General features: G+C 43.9%; 20 protein-coding genes. 14 read left to right on the top strand and 6 right to left on the bottom strand.

Going from position 1 to position 22,050, the window contains the following annotated elements; translation table 11 throughout:
* Positions 1–20 precede the first annotated feature (20 nt).
* The 4 genes from PR799_RS00230 (at position 21) to PR799_RS00215 (ending at position 6,971) form a co-directional block, all read left to right on the top strand.
* Positions 21–1,130 (top strand): ATP-binding protein, encoded by a 1,110-nt coding sequence (locus PR799_RS00230; protein ID WP_272520961.1) that lies wholly within the window; start codon positions 21–23, stop codon positions 1,128–1,130.
* Between the two features lie 63 nt (positions 1,131–1,193).
* Positions 1,194–3,767, top strand: a complete 2,574-nt coding sequence (locus PR799_RS00225) for a DUF5682 family protein (RefSeq protein WP_272520960.1) — start codon at positions 1,194–1,196, stop codon at positions 3,765–3,767.
* Positions 3,760–4,920, top strand: coding sequence for a VWA domain-containing protein (locus PR799_RS00220; protein ID WP_272520959.1), 1,161 nt, complete (start codon positions 3,760–3,762; stop codon positions 4,918–4,920). Before PR799_RS00225 ends, PR799_RS00220 begins: the two co-directional genes overlap by 8 nt.
* Positions 4,917–6,971 (top strand): SWIM zinc finger family protein, encoded by a 2,055-nt coding sequence (locus PR799_RS00215; protein WP_272520958.1) that lies wholly within the window; start codon positions 4,917–4,919, stop codon positions 6,969–6,971. The genes PR799_RS00220 and PR799_RS00215 overlap by 4 nt, the downstream gene beginning before the upstream one ends.
* Positions 6,972–7,020: 49 nt before the next feature.
* Here the strand turns inward: PR799_RS00215 and PR799_RS00210 are convergent, their stop codons facing one another.
* A complete protein-coding gene (locus PR799_RS00210; protein ID WP_272520957.1) occupies positions 7,021–7,506 on the bottom strand; it encodes a MarR family winged helix-turn-helix transcriptional regulator in 486 nt (161 codons plus the stop codon).
* Positions 7,507–7,590: 84 nt separating this feature from the next.
* Between PR799_RS00210 and PR799_RS00205 the strand changes: the two genes are divergently transcribed.
* The 3 genes from PR799_RS00205 (at position 7,591) to PR799_RS00195 (ending at position 10,294) form a co-directional block, all read left to right on the top strand.
* Complete coding sequence (locus tag PR799_RS00205) at positions 7,591–8,469, top strand: EamA family transporter (RefSeq protein ID WP_272520956.1); 879 nt, start codon at positions 7,591–7,593, stop codon at positions 8,467–8,469.
* A gap of 55 nt (positions 8,470–8,524) precedes the next feature.
* On the top strand, positions 8,525–9,166 hold the full coding sequence (gene alkB / locus PR799_RS00200) for a DNA oxidative demethylase AlkB (RefSeq protein WP_272520955.1): 642 nt from the start codon (positions 8,525–8,527) through the stop codon (positions 9,164–9,166).
* A gap of 102 nt (positions 9,167–9,268) precedes the next feature.
* A complete protein-coding gene (locus PR799_RS00195; protein ID WP_154626914.1) occupies positions 9,269–10,294 on the top strand; it encodes a threonine aldolase family protein in 1,026 nt (341 codons plus the stop codon).
* A gap of 48 nt (positions 10,295–10,342) precedes the next feature.
* Here PR799_RS00195 and PR799_RS00190 read toward each other — a convergent pair whose 3' ends face one another.
* Complete coding sequence (locus PR799_RS00190; RefSeq protein ID WP_272520954.1) at positions 10,343–10,639, bottom strand: hypothetical protein; 297 nt, start codon at positions 10,637–10,639, stop codon at positions 10,343–10,345.
* 160 nt (positions 10,640–10,799) lie between these two features.
* On the opposite strand from PR799_RS00190, the gene PR799_RS00185 reads away from it, so the two are divergent.
* The 3 genes from PR799_RS00185 (at position 10,800) to PR799_RS00175 (ending at position 12,447) form a co-directional block, all read left to right on the top strand.
* Positions 10,800–11,258, top strand: a complete 459-nt coding sequence (locus PR799_RS00185) for a YaiI/YqxD family protein (protein ID WP_154626918.1) — start codon at positions 10,800–10,802, stop codon at positions 11,256–11,258.
* 109 nt (positions 11,259–11,367) lie between these two features.
* Complete coding sequence (locus tag PR799_RS00180) at positions 11,368–12,015, top strand: homoserine/threonine efflux transporter (RefSeq protein ID WP_132495961.1); 648 nt, start codon at positions 11,368–11,370, stop codon at positions 12,013–12,015.
* Positions 12,016–12,036: 21 nt separating this feature from the next.
* Positions 12,037–12,447, top strand: coding sequence for a hypothetical protein (locus PR799_RS00175; RefSeq protein WP_272520953.1), 411 nt, complete (start codon positions 12,037–12,039; stop codon positions 12,445–12,447).
* 82 nt (positions 12,448–12,529) lie between these two features.
* Here the strand turns inward: PR799_RS00175 and mnmH are convergent, their stop codons facing one another.
* Positions 12,530–13,624: a tRNA 2-selenouridine(34) synthase MnmH gene (gene mnmH, locus PR799_RS00170; protein ID WP_272520952.1), complete on the bottom strand. Its 1,095-nt coding sequence runs from the start codon at positions 13,622–13,624 to the stop codon at positions 12,530–12,532.
* Between the two features lie 144 nt (positions 13,625–13,768).
* On the opposite strand from mnmH, the gene PR799_RS00165 reads away from it, so the two are divergent.
* Positions 13,769–14,032, top strand: coding sequence for a DUF3811 domain-containing protein (locus PR799_RS00165; RefSeq protein WP_132495964.1), 264 nt, complete (start codon positions 13,769–13,771; stop codon positions 14,030–14,032).
* Positions 14,033–14,205: 173 nt separating this feature from the next.
* Positions 14,206–16,083, top strand: a complete 1,878-nt coding sequence (gene gss / locus PR799_RS00160) for a bifunctional glutathionylspermidine amidase/synthase (protein ID WP_272520951.1) — start codon at positions 14,206–14,208, stop codon at positions 16,081–16,083.
* Between the two features lie 70 nt (positions 16,084–16,153).
* Here gss and PR799_RS00155 read toward each other — a convergent pair whose 3' ends face one another.
* The gene (locus PR799_RS00155; RefSeq protein WP_272520950.1) at positions 16,154–17,248 is read right to left on the bottom strand and encodes a porin; all 1,095 of its coding nucleotides are present in this window, start codon (positions 17,246–17,248) and stop codon (positions 16,154–16,156) included.
* Positions 17,249–17,644: 396 nt separating this feature from the next.
* Here PR799_RS00155 and PR799_RS00150 point away from each other — a divergent pair, with 396 nt between their 5' ends.
* The gene (locus PR799_RS00150; protein WP_272520949.1) at positions 17,645–18,343 is read left to right on the top strand and encodes a DUF3592 domain-containing protein; all 699 of its coding nucleotides are present in this window, start codon (positions 17,645–17,647) and stop codon (positions 18,341–18,343) included.
* A 48-nt stretch (positions 18,344–18,391) separates the two neighbouring features.
* Here the strand turns inward: PR799_RS00150 and PR799_RS00145 are convergent, their stop codons facing one another.
* Positions 18,392–19,582: an MFS transporter gene (locus PR799_RS00145; protein WP_272520948.1), complete on the bottom strand. Its 1,191-nt coding sequence runs from the start codon at positions 19,580–19,582 to the stop codon at positions 18,392–18,394.
* Between the two features lie 87 nt (positions 19,583–19,669).
* Positions 19,670–20,092 carry a MerR family transcriptional regulator gene (locus PR799_RS00140; RefSeq protein ID WP_272520947.1) on the bottom strand — a complete coding sequence of 141 codons (423 nt, stop codon included), beginning with the start codon at positions 20,090–20,092 and terminating at the stop codon, positions 19,670–19,672.
* 597 nt (positions 20,093–20,689) lie between these two features.
* Between PR799_RS00140 and yjjJ the strand changes: the two genes are divergently transcribed.
* Complete coding sequence (gene yjjJ / locus PR799_RS00135) at positions 20,690–22,003, top strand: type II toxin-antitoxin system HipA family toxin YjjJ (protein ID WP_272520946.1); 1,314 nt, start codon at positions 20,690–20,692, stop codon at positions 22,001–22,003.
* Positions 22,004–22,050 lie beyond the last annotated feature (47 nt).

Raw genomic sequence — 22,050 nt, 5'->3', positions numbered from 1 at the left:
CATAAATTTAGGATATTGACATGGCTAAGGCAAAAAAAGTAACGGAAAGTATTCTGCGTGAAAGCGCAGAAGTACGCTTTGCGGATGAATTAGAACGATTAACCCAAGCGGATAAAGACAACCCAAAACCACAAGGTTGGCTACGTTCCCCGCGGGCGGTACGTCAATTTATTCTTGGGGATGAAGCACTGCAAATTACCCCCAAATTTTTTGGTGACGATGCGCTAGTAGATCGCGCCATTGTGACCTTACTGGGTAAACAAGGGTTAATGCTGGTAGGGGAGCCGGGTACGGCGAAATCCATGCTGTCCGAGTTATTAGCCGCGGCGATCAGCGGTGACTCCGGTTTAACCATTCAAGGCACGGCGGGTACCACGGAAGATCATATTAAATATTCGTGGAACTACGCGCTATTACTGGCGGAAGGTCCAACTGAGAAGGCATTAGTCAGTTCGCCACTCTACCAAGGAATGCAACAAGGCAAAATTGTGCGCTTTGAAGAGATCACTCGCTGCCCACCTGAAATTCAGGACGTGCTGGTCAGTATGATGTCTGAGAAGCAAATGATGATCCCTGAAATGAAAGATAATGCGCGGATCAGCGCCAAATCAGGCTTTAACTTGATTGGTACTGCTAACTTACGTGACCGCGGTGTGCATGAAATGTCATCGGCACTCAAGCGTCGATTTAATTTCGAAACCGTCAAACCCATCCAAGATCCGGCATTTGAAATTGAACTGATCAACAAACAATTGACCGTTGAACTTGGCGAGCTGGATGGCAAAGTGACTGTCCCAACAGATGTGATCGAATTATTAGTCACGACGTTCCAAGAATTACGTTCAGGCAATACCAAAGATGGCGGGAGTATTAAAACCCCAGATGCGGTGATGTCTACGGCAGAAGCAGTTAATATCGCCTATGCCTGTGCATTGGAAGCGCACTATTTAGGGGATGGCACGCTGAGCGCAGGCGCGGTCGCGCGCCAGCTGATTGGTGTGGTACTCAAAGATAATGCAGATGATATCAAACGGATGCGTTATTACATTGATAACGTTGCTCGCGAACGTGCGAAACAGAGCGAAGCATGGAAAGCCTTTTTCGATGCATCTCGTGAATTCTGGCAATAATCTGAGTTATCCCAGTGTGGCAAACAGCGTGTTGCCACACTGGCTCAATAAGAGACATCATCGGTGAGTTTATCAACGGTCACATTGCAACATATCACATTGCCAGAACGGCTACAGCTGGCGCTTGAACAGTGGAAAACACTGGGGGAGCAACAGCTCTATTTTGCCCCTGTTCGTCACCATAGTCCCGCCTGTGCTTATAGCGTATTGAGCTTAATTGAGCAGGTTAAGCCTGATTACGTGCTGATAGAAGGTCCCGACAGTTTTAACCCATTAATCGCGGGTTTATTGGATAAAGAGACTCGACCACCAGTGGCGATTATGGGGCAAACTACCCTAAAAAATGCGACTGCCGAGCAAGATGGAAGTGACGCTGTCACACGTTCGGCCTATTTCCCTTTTTGCGAATATTCCCCTGAATGGCAAGCGCTACATGTTGGGCAGCAGCATAAAGCACAATTGCGTTTTATCGATTTACCATGGACCGCGCAAGTAGAACTTGACCAGGAAGGCGAAAGCCAACATCAAAGCCTACAACGGGAGCGCTACCTTGCCCATAGCTTATTTATTGCTCAGTTAGCAAAAAAGTGTGGGTGCCGTGATCACGATGAACTGTGGGAACATTTGTTTGAGTTGCGTCCATTAACCTCGGTTGCCAATTGGACTGATTTCTTCCGTGATACCTTTATTTGGTGTGCATTGGCTCGTTTAGATTACGAACCGGAAGTACTGGCTTCGGAGGGTTCAACTCAGCGTGAAACCCATATGCAAGCGCACATTCAAACCATTAAAGCAACAGAGCCAAACGCGAAAATTGTGGTCGTGACGGGCGGGTTTCATACCTTGGCACTGCTTGAAGGGCTTGGGGAGGCTGCGGCACAGCAATTTAAACTCTCTTCCGAGCAACAAAAGCAATTTACGGCTCAGCAAAAGTTGGCAGAACGCGACAGCGCTTGGCTTATCCGTTATAGCTTTGACCGGCTCGATGCGTTGAATGGTTACGCCTCCGGCATGCCTTCGCCAGCCTTTTATCAAAAAGTATGGGAAGGGTTGTTGGCGCAGCGAGCAGATCAGGTTCAGCAAAAAGTGGCTGCTACGGCAGCATATCGAAATCAGCTCGGTATTCAGTTTTTGGCTTACGTGGCTGAAGTGTTACGAGAAAAGCAATTTGATGCAGCGCCGGGATTCTTATCCGTCAAACTCGCCGCAGAACAGAGCTTGAGACTTGCCGCATTTCGTGGGCACACGGGCGCGGGTCGCTATGATTTATTGGATGGGCTGCAAAGTGCATTTATCAAAGGCAGCTTAGATGAAAGCCAAGATGAACTGTGGCAGCAAATCAAAACCTGTTTTTCTGGCTTTACCTTAGGGCAGATCCCCAAAGGCACCATCACACCGCCATTGGTGTCTGAAACCTATTCATTGGCGAAAGGCTTTCGCTTTAAATTGGATGACACATTAGCCAAAGTTAGTCGCTTAGACGTTTATCGCAATAAGCAACACCGCTTGCGCAGCCGTTTTCTGCATCTTTTGAGTTTCTTAGAGATCCACTTCGCGAAACCGCTTTCTGGCCCTAATTTTCTTTCGGGTAACCAGATGGATTTACTGTTTGAAGAGTGGCAATACGCGTGGACGCCAAATGTGGAAGGGGAGCTGATCGCGCTTTCTGAAAAAGGCACGCAATTAAAAGCCATTGCACTGAATAAAATTTTAGCGATGGAAAAACAGCTTGAGGAACAAGGCGTCAGCCGTTCGAGTCAAAGCGCGGTGACATTGCTGATGCAGGCTGCGTTGATTGGACTTCATCAGCGCATTCCAACGCTGTTTACCTTATTAGACCGTTATATTCAGCACGATAGCCAGTTTGAATCATTAGTGGCCTGTGGTCATAAGCTGGTGCATCTATGGCGCGGGCGTAGCTTTTTTGATCTTGAAGAAGAAACCGGCATCAAACAGCGGATTGATAAAGTACTCTCTCAGACCTTTTTCTGCTTAGATCAGGTGGCCCAAGGGGACGAACAGCAGCAAGAGCACTATTTTAATGCGTTACAGTCTTGCCGCGAATTAATTACCTTTATGCCGGAAATAAGCCGCGATACGGATTATTCCACAGAATTTTATGCACAATTGAGCCGGTTGGATGGGGGCCTTAATCACGCGCCGCTGATTAAAGGGGCGGTTGATGCTATTCGTTATCTTGGTGGCCAAATTGATGAATCGGTACTGACCCAGGAAATTCAGCGGACGTTCAGTTTAGGTAGCGACCCGGAACTGGCCATCGGCTACTTCATTGGCATTATGCGTACTGCACCGGAATTGGTTGTGCGTTTACCTCTATTAATAGAGTTACTCAATGAACTATTGGGTGAGTGGGATGATGAACGTTTCTTGCAAGTGTTACCGGATCTGCGTTTTGCTTTTAGCCAATTAACCCCGAAACAGAATGCGCAAATGGCGCGGGTGGTCGCGCAAAAATTATCGATGGATACCCAAGATTTAACTCTCCATCAGACACAATTTAATCAGCAACAATTACTCCAAGCCATGGAATTAGAACAAAAAATTCAGCATCAGCTTGAAAACCAAGGGTTAACCGAGTGGTTTGCGCTGCAAAATGAGGGGCTATCTCATGGATAAGCAGCCAGAAGAGGCGCAATTAACTGAAGAACAACTTCAATTAGCGAAACGCTGGCGCCTTATTTTAGGTCAATATGCGGATGGTGCACTGGGGCAGGCGGCGTTAAATGGCGATGAGCTCAAAATCGAGCGGTCATTGGATTTTTTATATCGTCGTGAATACCAACGTCGCGGTTTACGCCAAGAAGGTGGGCGCCATGGCTCGCTAGATGCTTCCCAATTGACAGCAGTGAACTGGCTGAATCAAGCCCGTAAATTGTTCCCGAACAGCACGTTTGAACGAATGCAGTCACAGGCATTAGAGCGTTATGAAATCAGCAGCTTATTAAAAAGCCCGCAGGCATTGAATGCGATGGAGCCCACCAAAGCTTTAGCGAAATCATTATTAAGTTTGCGCGGTAAAATGAGCGAAGACACGCGAGATGCGGTGAAGAATATTATTCGCAAAGTGGTGGATGATATTTTAAGCCAGATGCGTAATCAGTTTCGCCAAGCGTTAACGGGACGTCGTAACCGTTTTAAGCGATCGCTACTCCCCAATAGTCGTAATTTTGATTGGCGAGCCACCATTGCTGCGAATTTAAAGAATTATGATCAACAAAATCAGCGCTTAGTGATTAAAACTCCGTATTTTAACTCCCGCCAGCAACAGCATTTGCCATGGGATGTGATTTTGTGCGTCGACCAAAGTGGCTCGATGGCGAGTTCGATTATGTATGCGGCGGTGTGTGCCAGTATTTTAGCGGCATTGCCAACGGTGCGTGTCTCTTTGGTGGTGTTTGATACCCAAGTGGTGGATCTCAGCCACTTGGCCCATGATCCGGTGGAAGTATTAATGACCGTGCAGCTCGGTGGGGGAACCGATATCGCCAAAGCGATGCATTATTGCGAGAGCTTGATCCGCAATCCGAAACGCACGGTGATTTCGTTGATCAGCGACTTTGAAGAAGGCGGGGCGTTGAATAATCTGCTCAATTGCACTGAGCGCTTGAATAGCCAGCAAGTGAAATTGTTGGGATTAGCCGCTTTAGATGATGATGCATTACCGGTTTATGATACGGAGATTGCCCAGAAGCTGGCGGATCGCGGTATGAGTGTGGCGGCGTTAACCCCAGAGCATTTCGCTCACTGGTTGGCTGAGGTGATGCAATGAGTTGGAAAACCGTTTATTTACATTATGATGATGATGCATTGGCCGTATTTGCCAACGTCGGAGTGCTGCGCCGGGCTCGTAAGGATCTGGAAAGTGGTAAAGTTTCTCCGATTTGTTTAGCGGATGGAACTTTTACCAGCGATGGACAGAACGTTACGTTAGATCCTCAAGGGGTTCAAAAAGCCAGCTGCGACTGTTCGGCTTCGGGTTGCTGCAAACATATTCTAGCCGCGGTGCTTTGGGTACAAACAAACAGCGATGAACAATCGATTGATTCTACAGAAGATAGTTCGGAGTCTGTCGATATTGAACCACTATTACCTGAGCTGTTGGCATTCGATGTTCCCACATTAATTAAGCAAAACAGTAAGCCCGATTGCCGCTTGGCGGTGAAGATCTTACAGGATTGGCAAGATCACACCGTGATCTTAGACGACCAAGCTAACCAACTGAAAATCACGATCCCTCAGTACGACGAGCCAATTATCTATATTCGGGGTAATGGTTTTCAAGGGATGCTGTCATCATTACCTGAGAAGCAGCAAAAAGCCCTACATTTGGCAGCGATCGCTAAGGTCTTTCTTCAACATAATCAGCCGTGGAATTGGCCTGACGATCTTATGCCTAACCGCGAGACCATGCTAGCATTGAGCGCCGATGAGCATGCGGTGATTGCGACTATCCAGCGTTTTATTCACGATATGCTGCGTCAGGGGCTTTCCCATATAAGCCAAAGCAGCGCCGCGCAATTGCATTTATTGAATATGTCAGCGCGTGCGGAAGGTTTGCCTCGCTTAGCCAATTATTTAAAGCGTTTAAGCTATCAAGTGAAATTATTAGCCCAGCGCCATTTCACGATGGATGAAGGGCAAGTTTTGCGGTTTATCGCGCAGATCAGTGGCTATCTTTACCAATTAACTCACGCCAGCGACGATAAACTTGCACTATTGCGCGCCTTTGGTCGTCGCCAATATGACAGTAAAACGGACATTCTTTCTTTGATCCCGATTCATGCCGAGTGGTGGCAAACCCAAAGTGGCGCTATCGGGGGAACATTTAGTTTTTGGGATAAACAAGAGAAAAAAGTGGTGCAGTGTAGCCAAGCTCGAGCTAATACCCTTGACTCGAATTTCACCCGTTACACTGTCTGGCAAACGCTAGCCATTTGGAAACAAACGGCAGATAGCCTGATGAGCAGTGGCTTTGAATTGCACAATCCACGCTTATCCGATGAGGGCAAACTTGCGGCTAGCGGCGATAGCTATGCAGTTAGCCAAGCGCCGCACATTTCATTCGATGATTACCAAGCATTGAAAAGTGAGCTGGGGTTTGATGATTGGAAATCGGCAACGACCTATTTCAATGCGCTCACCGATGATGCCCAGTTTGAACCGGTTGTGCTGCATATCGACAGCTACGAACCGCTGCATTGGAATGAAATAGAGCAGTGTGTCAGTTGGGCAGTGCTGGATGGAAATCAGAATCGGGCATTTTTGCGATTAGACTGGCAAGGTACGGAAAATCACAAAATTGAAGAGTTGCGTTTTATCACTCAGAAAGGTTGGGAAATTAGTGCGGTATCCGTTCAAGTCAGCGTCTCTCAGCAACAACTACAGCTTACGCCGAAAACCCTCTGGTTGAAAAAAGAGCAGGGTATTGAGTTATTTTATCTCGACTTTGAATCGGTACCTCGTAAAAAACAGTCTTCCAAGTTTATGACGTCGATTGCTGAATATATGGCGAAAAAGCAGCAAGACCGCACAGCATTTGCGCCAGTGCCAACCTTGGCACAGCAGATTACCCGTCCAATCTTGGCGGTATTGGAAACACAAAGCTGCACGGGGCGTGCGCAGTTATCAGCAAGTCAAATGGACGAGTTAAACTTTGTGGTCAGTACATTGCAGGATTTGGGGATGTTGTGGTTTGCTAAGCAACTGGCGCATTACGTCAAAAGAGAAAATCAAACCGCCGAAAATTTACTGCGTTTGGTGTATCTTTGCGATCAATTTGAGCGTTCGCAAAAATTGATGCCATTTGAATTGAATAGCTAATTTAGCGCTTAAAAATAGAGAGAGGAAAAGGAATTCCCCTCTAAAAGTTTCATGATTCTAAATGATTGAGAAACGTCCGTAATAGCTGATTAAGCGCTTGTTGCTCTTCATTCGTCAGTGACGCCACCAAACGGGATTGATTTTCAGTATGGGCGGTGACCACTTGGTTAATTAAATCCAACCCTTCCGTTGTTAAACTCACCAAAAAACCGCGCCCATCATCAGGATTGACATGACGCGCGACATAACCGGCTTTCTCGAGCTGATCGATGCGGTTGGTCATGGTGCCGGACGTCACCATCAAGGTCGCTAGCATATCGCTGGGTGATAGTGTGTAAGGGGAACCTGCACGGCGCAAAGTGGCGAGTACGTCAAAACTTGATCGATTTAGACCAAATTGGGCAAATACCTTTTCCATTTCACGGGTCAGGTGGTGGGCAACGTTACCTAGGCGACCAATCAGCCCCATGGCGCTGATATCAAGGTCGGGGCGTTCACGTTCCCACTGTTGAGTGATTTTATCTATTCTATCCATCGGCAAATCATACAATAATCTATCTTGACGTCAAGGTAGTTTGAATTTATCTTGACCTCAAGATAAATCAACGTGAGCGTGATCATGAATAGATATTGGGTTCTGTTTTTAACGGCATTAGCACCGATTGTATGGGGAAGCACCTATTTGGTCACCACGGAAATGCTGCCTGCTGGGATGCCCCTGACGTTAGCGATGCTACGCGCACTGCCCGCAGGGCTGCTGCTGTTGCTATTTTTACGCAAATTGCCTCAAGGAATTTGGTGGGGACGGGTGTTTATTCTCGGCATTTTAAATTTTTCTCTATTTTGGTGGTTATTGTTTATCTCTGCATACCGTTTACCGGGTGGCGTGGCGGCAACAGTGGGGGCAATTCAGCCGCTGATTGTGTTATTCCTTAGCCGTTGGTTATTAAGCAGCCCGCTATCGAGTATTTCGATATTTGCCGCACTGAGCGGTATTTTCGGAGTGGCTATTTTATTATTGACGCCAAGTGCTGCGTTAGATTTAACGGGGATTATTGCGGGCTTAGCCGGGGCATTTTCTATGGCTGCAGGAACAGTACTGAGCCGTCGTTGGCAGCCGCCCGTTTCCGCCTTAACCTTTACCTCGTGGCAATTAACCGCAGGCGGGTTAGTCTTACTGCCTTTCGCGCTATTACTTGAACCTGCGTTACCTTCCTTGAGTTTGTTAAATATCGCGGGTCTGAGTTATTTAACCTTGGTTGGCGGCGCATTGACTTATGCATTATGGTTCCGTGGTCTCGCTATCTTAGGACCCAGTTCAGTGGCATCGCTGGGCTTCTTAAGCCCAATGAGCGCAGTTATTCTGGGATGGATGTGGCTCGACCAACAATTAAGCCCATTACAGTTTCTCGGCATGTTGGTGATTTTACTCAGCGTCTGGGGTAGCCAAAAAGCAGAGCGTAAATTGGCCTTGAAAAGGCAGCAACAAGCCGCTTAAATGGTCAAGGTGTCTTATTTATATAGGTAGACACCCATTTTACTGAGTGGTGACTATGTTATTTCCTGATGAAGAGAATACGATTGAGATTGCGCCCGATGCTTATCTCCTTAAAGGTTTTTTGCTTGGGCAAGGAGAGCCGTTATTAGCTGCATTGAATGAAGTGATTGCTCAAGCACCTTTGCGTCATATGGAAACCCCTGGCGGGTACGCCATGTCTGTGGCAATGACCAATTGCGGTGATTGGGGCTGGGTTACGGATAATAAAGGCTACCGATATTCCTTTGCCGATCCGATAACTCAGCAGCCATGGCCCAGCATGCCCGCATTATTTAAACAGTTGGCGATAAATGCCGCTGAAAAAGCCGGCTTTTCTCATTTTGCTCCAGATGCCTGCCTAGTTAACCGCTATGGTGTGGGAGCTAAAATGTCACTGCATCAAGATAAGGATGAAGCGGATTTTTCCCAGCCGATAGTCTCTTTTTCATTAGGGTTGCCCACTATCTTTGATTTTGGTGGACAGGCACGAGAATCTCCACGTCAAGCAATTCCACTGGAGCATGGGGATGTTTTAGTGTGGGGCGGACGATCACGGCTCAATTATCACGGTGTACGCCAAATCAAATCAGGCGTTCATCCTCAACTTGGGGCTTACCGCTTTAATCTGACATTTCGTCGCTCGCAACCAGTAATATAATGCGAGGGTAATCATCTAAAAAATATCATTGAACATTGAATGATATACGCATATAACTGTTGGCTTATTTTTAATACAACATGAGTTAACGGTAGGTTGCCAATGTACAGCTTTATTAATGATTATAATGAAATAGCGCACCCAGCAGTGATGGAAGAACTTAATAACTTAGCGGGGAAGCGTTTTGAAGGGTATGGTACCGACACGTTATGTGCCAGTGTAGCTGAGCAAGTGAAACAGCGCATTGGGCGCCCAGATGCAGATATCCATTTCTTTAATGGTGGCACGATCACCAATTTAACTACCATCTCCCATGTATTAAGACCTCATCAGGCGGCTATCGCGGTAGATTCAGGGCATATTGCAGTGCATGAGACGGGGGCAATTGAAGCCACAGGGCATAAAGTTTTCACTGTTCCTTCAGCATCGGGTAAGTTAACCCCAGCGCTGGTTGAGCAAGTTTTGGCACATCATACCGATGAGCATTGTGTACAGCCAAAATTGGTGTATATCAGTAACTCCACAGAAATTGGTACTGTGTACCGTAAAGATGAGCTGGTTGCGCTGCGTAAAGTGTGTGATGAGCATGGTTTATGGCTGTTTATGGATGGCGCACGTTTAGCCTCCGGCTTAATGTCCCATGCGAGCGACGTAACGATTGAAGATATCGCTCAATTGACGGATGTTTTTTATATCGGTGGTACTAAGATTGGTGCACTGACCGGTGAAATCCTAGTGATTTTAAACCCAAGCTTGAAATCTGATTTCCGCTTTAGTATCAAGCAAAAAGGGGGATTGCAGGCGAAAGGTTGGTTATTAGCGGCTCAATTTAACGCGCTGTTTAAAGATGACCTTTATTTCAAACTGGGTAAGCATCTCAATGAGATGGCGATGCATTTAGCCGCATTCTTTACTCAGCAAGGTTTTGAGTTCTTAGCGCCAGTTGAATCAAACCAAGTGTTTGTGGTGCTACCGGATGATTTAGCGAAGAAATTGCTGGAACATTATATTTTAAGCAGTATGCCTGCGCCGGAAGCGGGCAAAACCTGTGTGCGTCTGTGTACGTCATGGTCCACAAGCGAAGAAGATGTCGAGAAATTTATTCGCGTATTTAAATCACTGCGTTAATCTTGAGTCAATAACGGGTAAGCCCATATAGCGGGCTTACTTTTGTTATTATTCTGCTGGTTTTTTTAATCCGTTCAGTAGTATATCGATACTGGCAATACTCTGTTTTAGCCGCGTTTCACTCTTATCTTGTGCTATCCAATACGCTGCTTCGGACAAGCCTCCATTGAGTAATGCTGCGAGGGCGCGAGGCTCTACGTTGGCAATGATTTTATCCTCCACCAGTTTGGTGATGATCTTTTCAATGGCATCCGCGCACTGTAAGTTAGACTTTGCGATGGCTTCCCTTAACACCGCTTTAGCATCCCGTAAAATCACTTGCTGATATTCAGGCTCGAGCGCCATTTCTAAATAGGCATGACAGCGTCAAACGTTGGTTCATTTCAGCATCTATTTGTTCGACAACCGCCAAGAAACGGCAGTTTGTTCCTCCTAAGGGATTGATGACATGCTATGATGTGCAGCAATTCATTCCTAGAAATAAAATCGATAGGTTAACGTCAATATGGTGATTTGGGTGGATGCGGATGCGTGTCCGAAAGTGATTAAAGAAGTGTTATATCGCGCGGCCGATAGAGAAAAAGTGCAAATTACATTTGTGGCGAACCAGCGTTTGTCGGTTCCTCCTTCTTTATTTTTAAAGACACTGCAAGTTCCAGCAGGGTTTGATGTCGCAGATAATGAAATTGTTTTACGTGTACAGGCTGGTGATTTAGTGATTACAGCTGATATTCCATTGGCGGCGGAAGTGATGGAAAAGGGCGCGGTGGCGTTGAACCCCCGAGGTGAACGTTACAGTGAAGCCACGATCCGTGAACGTCTGACCATTAGAGACTTTATGGATACGATGCGTGCTAGCGGTGTGCAAACCGGTGGACCCGCTAGCTTAAACCAACGAGATCGCCAGCAATTTGCTAATGAGTTAGATAAGTGGTTGCTGCAACGTCGAAAATCGTTGGGATAGTTTTTTCGTTCGTTCACATACGGTGGATTTTCAATAACCTGACGTAGATTGCATCCCGAAGGGTTATCCCTGTCTATAATAAAAAAATCCTCCGCTAATGTGAGACACCATGATGGATCCACTACACAGTATTCTGATCACCTTGTTTTTGTTTGTTTTGACCTTTTTTAACCCTGGTGCCAACTTATTTACGGTAGTTCAAACGACATTAAGTTCAGGTAAAAAAGCCGGATTAACTTGTGGTTATGGGGTTGTTCTGGGGGATGCAATTTATTCAGGATTAGGGCTATTTGGGCTGGTGGCATTAATGACGCAGTTTGAATCGCTATTTTCTCTGATTAAGATTTTGGGTGGATTATATTTATTATATTACGCGATCAGTGTCTTTCGAAATAAAACGCAACTGTCTCTTGCCACCGAAAAAAATACAGAAAATTTTCCAACGGGCGTTTATTTTCGTCGAGGGTTAATTGCTGATTTATCTAACCCTCAAACCGTTCTATTTTTCATGAGTATTTTCTCTACTACGATTTCACCTTCGACACCATTGTGGACTAAGCTTGTGATTTGGTTAGGAATTGTGGTGGCTTCTTTAATTTGGCGTATTATCTTATGCCAGACATTTTCACTCTCTTCTGTAAGACGAACGTATTCCCGTATCCATAAAGTGATAGGCAAAGTGGTCGGATTGATTTTAGGCGGGTTAGCTTCTAAATTAATTTACCAAGGTATTACTGAGATTGCCTTTAAAAAATAAGCTTCACTGAAAGGGTTATAAATGGGAATAACTGCATTGTATTTAGCTGCTGTGTTGACATGGATTGTTGCACTATTGCATTTTGCGTGTCTGGTTTGGGGCGCAGCTGGATTTAAGTGGCTCGGAGCAGGGGAACGGATCGTTAAACAATCTCAAGAAGGGCACTGGTACCCACCATTTACGGCGATTTTTGTCGGAACGGTATTAACCATTTGGGGGTTGTACGCATTCAGTGCAGCTCAAGGTTCTTTTTCTTTACCCTTTACTCAACCCATTCTCATTGCCATTGCTGCTGTATTTTTAATTAGAGCGGCAATATTTCCACTGATCAAAAGCCGCTTTAAAGGTAATAGCGACCTATTTTGGTATGTCAGTTCGGGCTTCTGTTTGATATTAGGTTCACTATTTTTAGTGGGTGCACTGTTACGCTAAACAGGAGTACGTTAAACAGGCTTGAAGTGGTCAGTAAGGTGACAGTGTCACCTTACTTTGATATTGAAGAATATGTGTAACATTACTGAGCGGTGGATTTTACCCACTCAGTGACTTCTTCAAATGTCCCTTTGAAAACAATTCGATCCTGTTTTTTGCTCAACTGATAGCGGTACATCGGATCATAATATTCATGAAGTAGTGGTGTAAGCCATGAGAAATGAACGTCTGTTTTTTCTGTTTTACGTTGAGCAATCAGCGCATCATCAAGTAGTTTAGTTAGCTCAATCGCTCGCTGGGAACCTAAACGTTTACGGATGGCGTGTAGACCATGGTGTAGGTATTCGCTGTAGGCATTCCAACCTTGTTCTTCACCAAATGCGGCAAGAAAATCGTGGGTCATTCGGTCAAAATATTCCTCTTTTAACCTTTCCATTCGACGCTCAATGGGGTCTTCAACCACTGCAATTGTTGCTGCTTCCATTGCTTGGCGTAGTGAATCAGGAAGGCTGTTCACCCCAATGGCTCGTCCTTCATCTTCAAGTACCCACCGGTTGTGATTGGGGGCTTTTTTTAACATAGAAACCGCTAAATGGTTTTCAAACGTAGCCTGTGAAAATTGGGCTTCTAAAGTACGACCAAAGGAAGAGCCTCGATGATGGGCAATACCTTCTAGGTCAATACTATCTTCAAGCCCTTGAACTAATAGCGTTTTGCCATTTCCAGTACAACCACCAATTAATATGACTGGACGCTGAGCTAATTCGTCGATTGCATCAATAGTCGTTTGGCGTAAGTTTTTATAGCCACCATTGATAAGTGGGTATTCAATGCCCGCGTCTTTTAACCATTGTTGGGCTATATGGGAGCGCATTCCGCCGCGAGCGCAGCAGAGATAACCTTCTGGGTGTTGTTGACACGCCGTTTTCCACGCATTAATTCGATTTTCACGTAATTCACCAGAGACTAATTGATGACCCAACTCGACTGCTTTGTTGGAGCCTTTTTGTTTATAACAGATCCCGACGGCGGTGCGTTCATCGTCATTCATTAAGGGTAAATTGAGTGCCGATGGCATGGCACCTTGTTGAAATTCAACGGGGGCACGAACATCAATGATTGGGGTGTCAGAAGCAAGGATCTGGCGAATTTCGGGTGTGGAGAGCGCTAATTCCATAATAAATAAAATGATTCATATCAATTCGGATTTCGATAAAGGCTACTATACTCCTAAATAGGGATGATGGCACCTTATCTAGGACGAAAAGAGAACGAAGTGCTATATTGGAAGTCGTCTTTCAACTTTCGAAGGAGTAATGACATGAAAACCCTAACACTGCAAGAGATGACTGAAACGCAAAGAATGCGGGTGAGGCAACGACTGGCTCAAGAGCGTAAAAGTTTAGGGCGCGAGTTGACCAATTCAGAAGAAAGCAAAGTCAAAAAATTGATCATTACCGAAATCTCGGCTGAAGTTGAAAAAGAAGCCAAAGCCTTAAGAACCCAGAAGAAAAAAGAGCGCGTAACGGGAAGCAATGCGACCTACAACTGGTCATCTAATAACCATACTCGCGGTTATCGCTAACAAGTTTTTTGTCGTAAATTCAACATCAACACCACAAAGCACCTATTAAGTAGGTGCTTTTTTTATGCCATGAAAAAACGCAGTGTTTTGATTATGACAGGCGTATACTGATTATTAGCATCCTTATAATTGCGATTTAAATAATATCAGTGAGCTGTAATAGGAGTCTGGTCATGACAGAAGAACACGAACCGTTTGGCACTTTACTTGGCTACGCCCCCGGTGGTGTTGCAATTTACTCTTCCGATTACAGTTCCATTCCCGATCTGGGTGAGCGGGACGATATCTCGTTTCGCAGTTATATCAATAATGAATATATGGGATATAAATGGCAATGCGTTGAATTCGCTCGTCGTTTTCTCTATCTCAATTATGGTGTGGTATTCACCGATGTTGGCATGGCATATGAGATTTTTGCATTACGTTTCTTACGTCATGTGGTGGATGACGGCATATTGCCATTGCGTGCGTATCAAAATGGCAGCCAAATGAAACCCACTGCAGGAAGTTTACTGATTTGGGCGGAAGGCGGTGAATTTGAGCATACTGGGCATGTAGCGATTATTACTCAAGTTATTGATAATAAAGTACGAATTGTTGAGCAAAATGTTTTACACCATAAACTCCCTGCCGGACAGCAGTGGACCCGAGAACTCCCTCTAAGCGTCGATAATGGAAGTTATACATTGTCTGATACATTCACCGATACGACGATCCTCGGTTGGATGATACAAACGGATAATAACCAGTATGCTTATAAAGAACCTGAAATTAATCCACAATTAATGGAGCTGCACGCGGCTCAGTTGGGTAGCCAAATCAACTTCAATCAAAGCTGGTTAGATGAATCTAACCCGATTGAATTAGCTTATATAAAGGCTAACCATGGGCATAAACTGAATGCCAACCCTCACGAATATTTCACGATTTCCAGCACGGCTGAAAATCAGCTAATGCAGGCAACAAATGAAGTTCACTTGATGTATTTGCATGCGACTGAAAAAGTCCTTAAAGACGACAACTTACTGAAACTTTTCAATATCCCCGACATTCTCTGGCCACGTTTGCGTTTATCATGGCAAAACCGCCGTCATGATATGGTGACGGGTCGCCTTGATTTTTGTATGGACCATCGTGGATTGAAAGTTTATGAATACAATGCGGATTCAGCTTCTTGCCATACTGAAACCGGGTTAATTATTAATAAATGGTCAAAAGTAGGCGATATCACCGCGGGCTGGAATCCAGGTGAACGACTGCAAGAGTTACTTACGGATACATGGAAACACACCACTGCAAAACCGTTTATTCACATCATGCAAGATAAAGATAGTGAAGAGGATTATCACGCGCTATTTATGGCTCAATCCATCACGGCAGCAGGTTTTGAATGCAAAATCATCCATGGTTTGGATGAGTTGGTTTGGAATGAAACGGGTCAAGTGGTGGATGGTGAAGGGCGAGTTCTTCAATGTGTATGGAAAACATGGGCATGGGAAACCGCTCTGGAGCAGTTACGCCAAGAGAGCGAAAGTGACCTTTCTGGTCTACCTATTTTAACCGGTCACCCACATCATAATGATGTCCGGCTGATTGATGTGCTGTTGCGTCCAGAAATTCGTGTTTTTGAACCGTTATGGACGGTGATCCCTGGGAATAAATCAATCCTACCTATTCTATGGTCACTATTTCCGCATCATCCATATTTATTGGATACGGATTTTGAGATTAATGATGAGCTACGCCAAACAGGGTATGCCGTGAAGCCTATCGCAGGGCGTTGTGGTAATAACATTGGGCTGGTTGATCATCAAGACGATATTCTGGATGAAACTTGTGGGCAATTTGCCCATCAAGAGAATGTTTATCAGCAATTATGGTGTTTACCGAAAGTGGCAGAACGTTATATTCAGGTCTGTACATTTACGGTGGGTGGGCATTATGGCGGCGCATGTTTACGTTCTGATCCTTCTTTAGTCATTAAGAAGGACAGCGATATAGAACCGCTTTGGGTGCTTGAAGACGATGACTATCTGAAGCAAAGTCAGTAAAAATAAGAATAAAAGCAAAGAAATGGCGCTATCTTGAATACTGAAGATAGCGCCACTTTCGAGATATAGACTAGAACTGGTAGACTAAGCCCAGACCTAAGACATTATCCGTATTGATATTGTGAGCACGAGTGAACTCATTTTTATTCAATAAGTTAATTTTGTAATCAACGACAGCGGACATGTTGTTGTTGAACTCATAAGCTGCGCCAACAGCCACATATTTCACTAAGTCTTTGCTGCCATATTCGCCAAGATCTTTCCCTTTAGATTGGTTATAACCAATTGAAGGGGTTAAGCCGAAATCTAAGGTATACGTCGCAACAACTTCTAAGTTTTCTGTTTTATTGGCAACAGCTTCGGCATCATCTTCTCCGTAGCGAGTTGCATTCAGTGCTTGGCCATACATGGCTGCGATGTAAAGGTCTTCCCACTCAAATTTACCCCCGACGTTCCACACTTGCGCACGTTCGCCTTTTGCACCAATAGCGCCATCACGCTGGTTTGGTGTACGACTTGAGTTTGCATAGCTTCCCCCTAAGGTGACGCCGTAACCTAATTCATAAGCGGTTGATAAACCATAACCATCACCGTTATTTTTTAGTGCATCTTCACCAGAGGATTTATTCTGATCGCCATTTTTGCCTTGGTATTGTAGGGCAAAGCTTAAGCCATCAACATAGCCGAACATATTATTATTACGATAAGTCAATAAGTTACGGTTGCGACCCATCATGAAATTATCTTCTTGATCCATGGTATCCGCGCCCCAAAGTGGGAGAACATCAGTCCATGCATTGACATCGTAGTTCACACCGTAATTACGACCGTAATCCAAAGAACCAAAATCAGCGAATTTTAAACCAGCATAAGCTAAGCGGTTTTGGTTTTCATGGTCACTTTCTGATTTATTGGTTGGAGTTTCCCATTCAAAACGACCATAACCTGTGAGTTGGTCGTTGATTTGAGTATCACCACGGAATCCTAAACGAACGCGTGAATCATCACCATCTTCACCACTTTTTGAGTCGGCGATATAGTGGCGAACATCAACTTGTCCATAGACATCAAACTTGTTGCCGTCTTTGTTATAAACTTCTGCCGCGTTAGCTACGCCTGCAACTGCCAGAGTTGTGATAAATGTTGCTAATTTATTGTATTTCATATAAAAATCCTTTAAACCGCGTATAAAACAGTTGATTTTGTGTATGCATGGAAAATAAACCGCGCATATTATCAACGGAAGGTATCAATTCAGGCAATATATAATTAAATGAGAATCATTCAATAAGTCGATTTCACTGAACTAATTATAATTACTCGCAAATTATTTCGTAAAACAGCTATTTGGGGAGTGCGGATGGAGGAAGGGGGTTTCAGGATTATCGTATAGTGAAGGAGGGCGATTACCTCTAGATTCCTATCTTAACCTATTCATCAATGAATATTTTGAATGGGTAAACAGTCTTAAATATTTCCTTTAGCTCTTACTTATCTGAAATTAATTATCGATTTGTACCATAATAGAGGCGAATGAAAACTCAACTAAAGGAATATAAGGGTGAAGATTAAAAATATTATATTTACGGTTTTTTTAGTGATTGGTATCCTATTTCTGCTTGGTACCGCATTCTCGCTCTATTCCAGCATGAATATGACAAAAAATGGGGTAGAAACAACAGGGATTATTACTGATCTGGATGTCAGTGTTTCTGAAGATAAATCAAAAAGTTATTTCCCTATTATTGAATTTAGCACGCAAGATAAGCAAAAAATTGAATTTCGCTCTTCAATGGGCAGCAGTAGCTATCGTGGCAGCATAGGGCAATCTATTGATGTGTTGTATGATCCAGCTAACCCCCACGATGCTGTGATTAATTCCTTCTTTGGTATTTATGCGTTAAGTATTTTCTGTGGTATTTTCGGCGTTGTATTTACATTAATTGGTGGTGTTCCGTTTGCTTTTGGTATGGTAGGCAAAAAGAAAATTACGCGCTTATTACGTGAAGGCACTCCAATCCAAGTCAAAATTACTGGGGTTGAAGAAAATACAATGATCCAGATAAACAAGCAGTCGCCATATCAAATTATTGCGGATGTGCATGATAAAAGCACGAATACAATCAAGCGCTATAAGAGTGAAAATATTTATTTTGACCCATCGCCGTATATTGATAGAGAAACAGTCACAATTTACCTCGATAAGAATAATGCCAATAAATATTATATGGATGTGAGCTTTTTGCCAAAAATGAAATAGTGAAGGGAACCGCCTTGAAGAATTAAAATTCGAGGCGGTTATTTTAAACTAAGATTTAACCAATTCGGATGTTTTATCCATACTACGACGAAGCAATAACATCACAGCGAAAATAGCCACCCCAACAATAAATCCTATCATATTGGTCACTTGCCAACCGACAAAATAAAAAGTGACACCCGCTAATAGGCTACCAATAGCACCAAAACCAAAGATAAGAAAATCGGTCATTCCTTGTATTTTAGCTCGTTCATGATCGCGGTATGTTCGCGGTAATAAGTGTGTGGTGCCAATTAAAATACAGTTCCAGGCAAGTCCTACTAGTGTCATTGATATTAAAAAGTGCGTATAACTGGCCCCCGTTAAATTTAATAAATTCGCCACCATCAGGCAGGCTATTCCCAACCACAAGAAAGGCTTTACCCCAAAACGGCTGATTAAATGCCCAGTAAAAAGGGAGGGGGCAAACATACCCAAAATATGGCATTGGAAAACAAAGGCGATGGAAGTGAATGTAAATTCTTGAGCTTTCATTGCCAATGGAAATGCTCCAACCATATAAACTACTAATGCATAGCTTATTGCGCTAACGAAAGCGATTAAAATAAGTAATGGCTGGGAGTAGAGTTTTGAATATGTACGCGCTTGCGGAACATCTGCAGAAAATAGTGTTTTATGTTGCGTGGTTAACGGGATCATTAATAAAAGTATAAATGCCAAAATATAAATTATCGTCAACGCTGCGAAGGTGCCCATAAATGGGTATTGTGCAATAAGCGTACGTGTTGACATGGCTAATGTAGGCCCCACTAATACCGCGACAATACCACCACTCATCACTAATCCGACGGCTTTTGCACGAAGGGCAATTGGCGCTTCTTCTAAAGCGGCGAAGCGATATTGTTGAGCTGTACCAATCGCGATACCTGTAAAAAAAGTTCCAAGAGAAAATAGCCAAAAACTTTGAGTGTAAATACCTGAAATAGCGAAAATTGCGCCCATTAATCCACCAATGTTTCCCAACATAAAGCCAGCTCGACGGCCAAATCGCATCATAAAATGCGCCATGGGAATGGAGGCTAAAATCAAGCCAATATATTGTGACAATAGAGGAATGGTTGCATAGGCTGGGTCATCCGCTAATTGCGAACCAATCAGCACAGCAACAGAAAGAACGAGGGCATTACCCGTTGTAAATAATGCGAGAGCGGCGGCGAGCCAAAAAACTGAGCGAGGCATAATCATTCCTTATTGTTCATAAAAATCAACAATAGTAGAGGGAGAAAACGAATATGCCGGATGATACAACTTAAAGTTAACTTTAAGTCAAGCGAGGTTTTTGGCCAATTTTGCGATATTTTGTTTTAAGCTGGTAGAGAGAATTTTTTGGAACTTAGGGCACTGTAAATGGTTATCTGCTGAGCACTGTTCGATATGTTGTAACCCTTGTTTAAGCTTTTGGAGCTCTTGGATTTTCTGATCAATTTCATCTATTTTTTCTCGCAAAATAGGGCGTTCAATTCCATTTTCTGGCAGGCGTTTTAGCATGTTTGCTATTTCATCCAGTGAAAATTGAGCCTGTTTAGCAAGAATAATAAGGGAAAGATGAGTAAGAACTTCAGGGGCATACAACCGAGTTAAACCTTTTCGGCCAATCGGTTGAATCAAACCTTTGCTTTCATAGAAGCGAATAGTTGCAGAGGTAAGGCCGGTTAATTCAGCAACGCGAGTAATAGTGAGCGTTTTCATGATGATTGACCTTGAAATGAGTATCCTATAGCTAATGGCGATAAATTCGGACTTGGAATTACTTTGATAAATGTACACCAAAATAGTCAATGATGAGACAGATGATTGCGTTGTCTGCGTTTCTTCAATGCATGCTTTCATTAACGGAACATATTTTTTGACATGTTCTTGTGCTAAATGAATATCCAGAACGTCTCGGTTTTCCCAGCACTCAATCGTGATAAATGTTTCTCCATCAATAAAGGATTCATATTGAAGGCAGCCAGTTTCTTTATGTGAATATTCATACTGTAAAATGTCTGCAATACACCTAAGTTCATCTTTTTATCAGCTAAAATAGTCGCTTTTACGATAGCGGTAATCATATCTAAACCTTAATTATTTTGTTTATCTTGGGATAGACGACAATATAAATAATCAAGCTCATTTTAAAAATCAGATAATTTTTGATATAGGATCCTGAATATCAGGATGATTGATAGAGTAAAAGTTAGATAGCCCAGAAAGATGACAATACCGAAAATAGCTGCTAAATTATCTATTCACACATCTATTCATACATCTATTCATTTATTTATTCATTAAGCGGCTAATACCATGATCAATCGCTCTGAGATGATACGCCAGTTACTCCGTAACGGACCAATGAAAGCAAGGCAACTAACTGATATTATGAATATTAGTCAGCCAACTTTGTCTCGAGCACTAAAAGCATTAGGTGATGATATTGTCCGGATTGGAGCTGCATCCTCTATTCAATATGCATTACGTGATACGTTTCGAGGGTTTAATTCTGCACCTATTTATCGCATCACAGAAGAGGGGACATTACGGCCTCTAGGTCAGTTGATTCCTGTTTATCCAGATGGATTTTTTATGGAGCAAGTTGACGGTGTATGCCTTCATAGTGATGGTTTACCATGGTGGCTATTCGATATGCGCCCACAAGGATACCTTGGTCGAGCTTATGCATCCGCCTATTCAGCGCAGCTTGGAATATCGCCAAATCCAGATCGCTGGTCAGACTCCGATATTATAAGAGCCTTACTCGTTCATGGGCATGATGCTGTAGGGAACTTATTAATTGGGGAGCAGGCAAGAAACCAATTTCTGGAAATGCAGACACCAACTCCTGTTGATCGAGCCACTGTGTATCCAATATTAGCGCGAGCGGTTAGCTCGGGAGAGGCTCCAGGCTCATCCGCAGGCGGCGAGCAACCAAAGTTTTGTACTTACACAGAGCGAGGGCATGTCATTGTAAAATTTACGGCGCAAGATGATAACCCTATCAGCGAGCGTTGGCGTGATCTGCTACAAGCGGAGCACCTTGCTTTAAAGGTTCTAGGAGTAGAAACAGAGGTGTTTGATTTTGAAGGACAACGCTTCCTTGAAATTCCTCGCTTCGATCGCGTTGGTTTACTCGGCCGTCGGGGGCTTTTTTCTTTACAAGCTCTGGATGCAGAATTTGTAGGGCGGGCAAGGGAGCCTTGGCCTGTATTAGTCAATGAATTAGTTAAGCAAAAACATGTACATCCGGATGCTATCACCAGTACAGCACGGCTTTGGGCATTCGGTATGCTCATCGGCAATACCGATATGCATCATGGTAATTTATCGTTTATTAGTAGTCATGGCCGCCCATACCATCTTGCACCAGCTTACGATATGTTACCGATGGGGTTTGCGCCTAAGTCGGGTGGTGAAATCGTTAATACCCTTAGGCCAGTAACATTACGTGAGGGGATCGGTGGAGAAACTTGGCGGGAAGCGTTGGAGTTAGCTGAGACGTTTTTTGCTTTAGCCAATGATTGTGACTGTTTTTCTGAAAACTTTGCGTTATGCTTAAAAACGTTACGCGGTCACATCGATGAGGCTAATTCGCGGATATCACGACTTGCTGATGAGCTATGATGCTAAAACTTAGCCTTAAGTATGGGTTATAAACATTTTCGGAGCGA

The organism is Providencia sp. PROV202, assembly GCF_028479565.1.
In the GTDB taxonomy this organism is placed as follows: Bacteria; Pseudomonadota; Gammaproteobacteria; order Enterobacterales; family Enterobacteriaceae; genus Providencia; species Providencia zhijiangensis.
This window is presented reverse-complemented; position numbering and strand designations above follow the sequence as displayed.

Coding starts and splice junctions, on each gene's coding strand:
- PR799_RS00195 (WP_154626914.1), top strand. CDS start 9,269: ATGTACAGCTTTATTAATGATTATAATGAAATAGCGCACCCAGCAGTG.
- yjjJ (WP_272520946.1), top strand. CDS start 20,690: ATGATCAATCGCTCTGAGATGATACGCCAGTTACTCCGTAACGGACCA.
- PR799_RS00210 (WP_272520957.1), bottom strand. CDS start 7,506: ATGGATAGAATAGATAAAATCACTCAACAGTGGGAACGTGAACGCCCC.
- PR799_RS00230 (WP_272520961.1), top strand. CDS start 21: ATGGCTAAGGCAAAAAAAGTAACGGAAAGTATTCTGCGTGAAAGCGCA.
- alkB (WP_272520955.1), top strand. CDS start 8,525: ATGTTATTTCCTGATGAAGAGAATACGATTGAGATTGCGCCCGATGCT.
- PR799_RS00220 (WP_272520959.1), top strand. CDS start 3,760: ATGGATAAGCAGCCAGAAGAGGCGCAATTAACTGAAGAACAACTTCAA.
- PR799_RS00185 (WP_154626918.1), top strand. CDS start 10,800: ATGGTGATTTGGGTGGATGCGGATGCGTGTCCGAAAGTGATTAAAGAA.
- PR799_RS00175 (WP_272520953.1), top strand. CDS start 12,037: ATGGGAATAACTGCATTGTATTTAGCTGCTGTGTTGACATGGATTGTT.
- mnmH (WP_272520952.1), bottom strand. CDS start 13,624: ATGGAATTAGCGCTCTCCACACCCGAAATTCGCCAGATCCTTGCTTCT.
- PR799_RS00190 (WP_272520954.1), bottom strand. CDS start 10,639: ATGGCGCTCGAGCCTGAATATCAGCAAGTGATTTTACGGGATGCTAAA.
- PR799_RS00145 (WP_272520948.1), bottom strand. CDS start 19,582: ATGCCTCGCTCAGTTTTTTGGCTCGCCGCCGCTCTCGCATTATTTACA.
- PR799_RS00180 (WP_132495961.1), top strand. CDS start 11,368: ATGATGGATCCACTACACAGTATTCTGATCACCTTGTTTTTGTTTGTT.
- PR799_RS00165 (WP_132495964.1), top strand. CDS start 13,769: ATGAAAACCCTAACACTGCAAGAGATGACTGAAACGCAAAGAATGCGG.
- PR799_RS00155 (WP_272520950.1), bottom strand. CDS start 17,248: ATGAAATACAATAAATTAGCAACATTTATCACAACTCTGGCAGTTGCA.
- PR799_RS00205 (WP_272520956.1), top strand. CDS start 7,591: ATGAATAGATATTGGGTTCTGTTTTTAACGGCATTAGCACCGATTGTA.
- gss (WP_272520951.1), top strand. CDS start 14,206: ATGACAGAAGAACACGAACCGTTTGGCACTTTACTTGGCTACGCCCCC.
- PR799_RS00215 (WP_272520958.1), top strand. CDS start 4,917: ATGAGTTGGAAAACCGTTTATTTACATTATGATGATGATGCATTGGCC.
- PR799_RS00140 (WP_272520947.1), bottom strand. CDS start 20,092: ATGAAAACGCTCACTATTACTCGCGTTGCTGAATTAACCGGCCTTACC.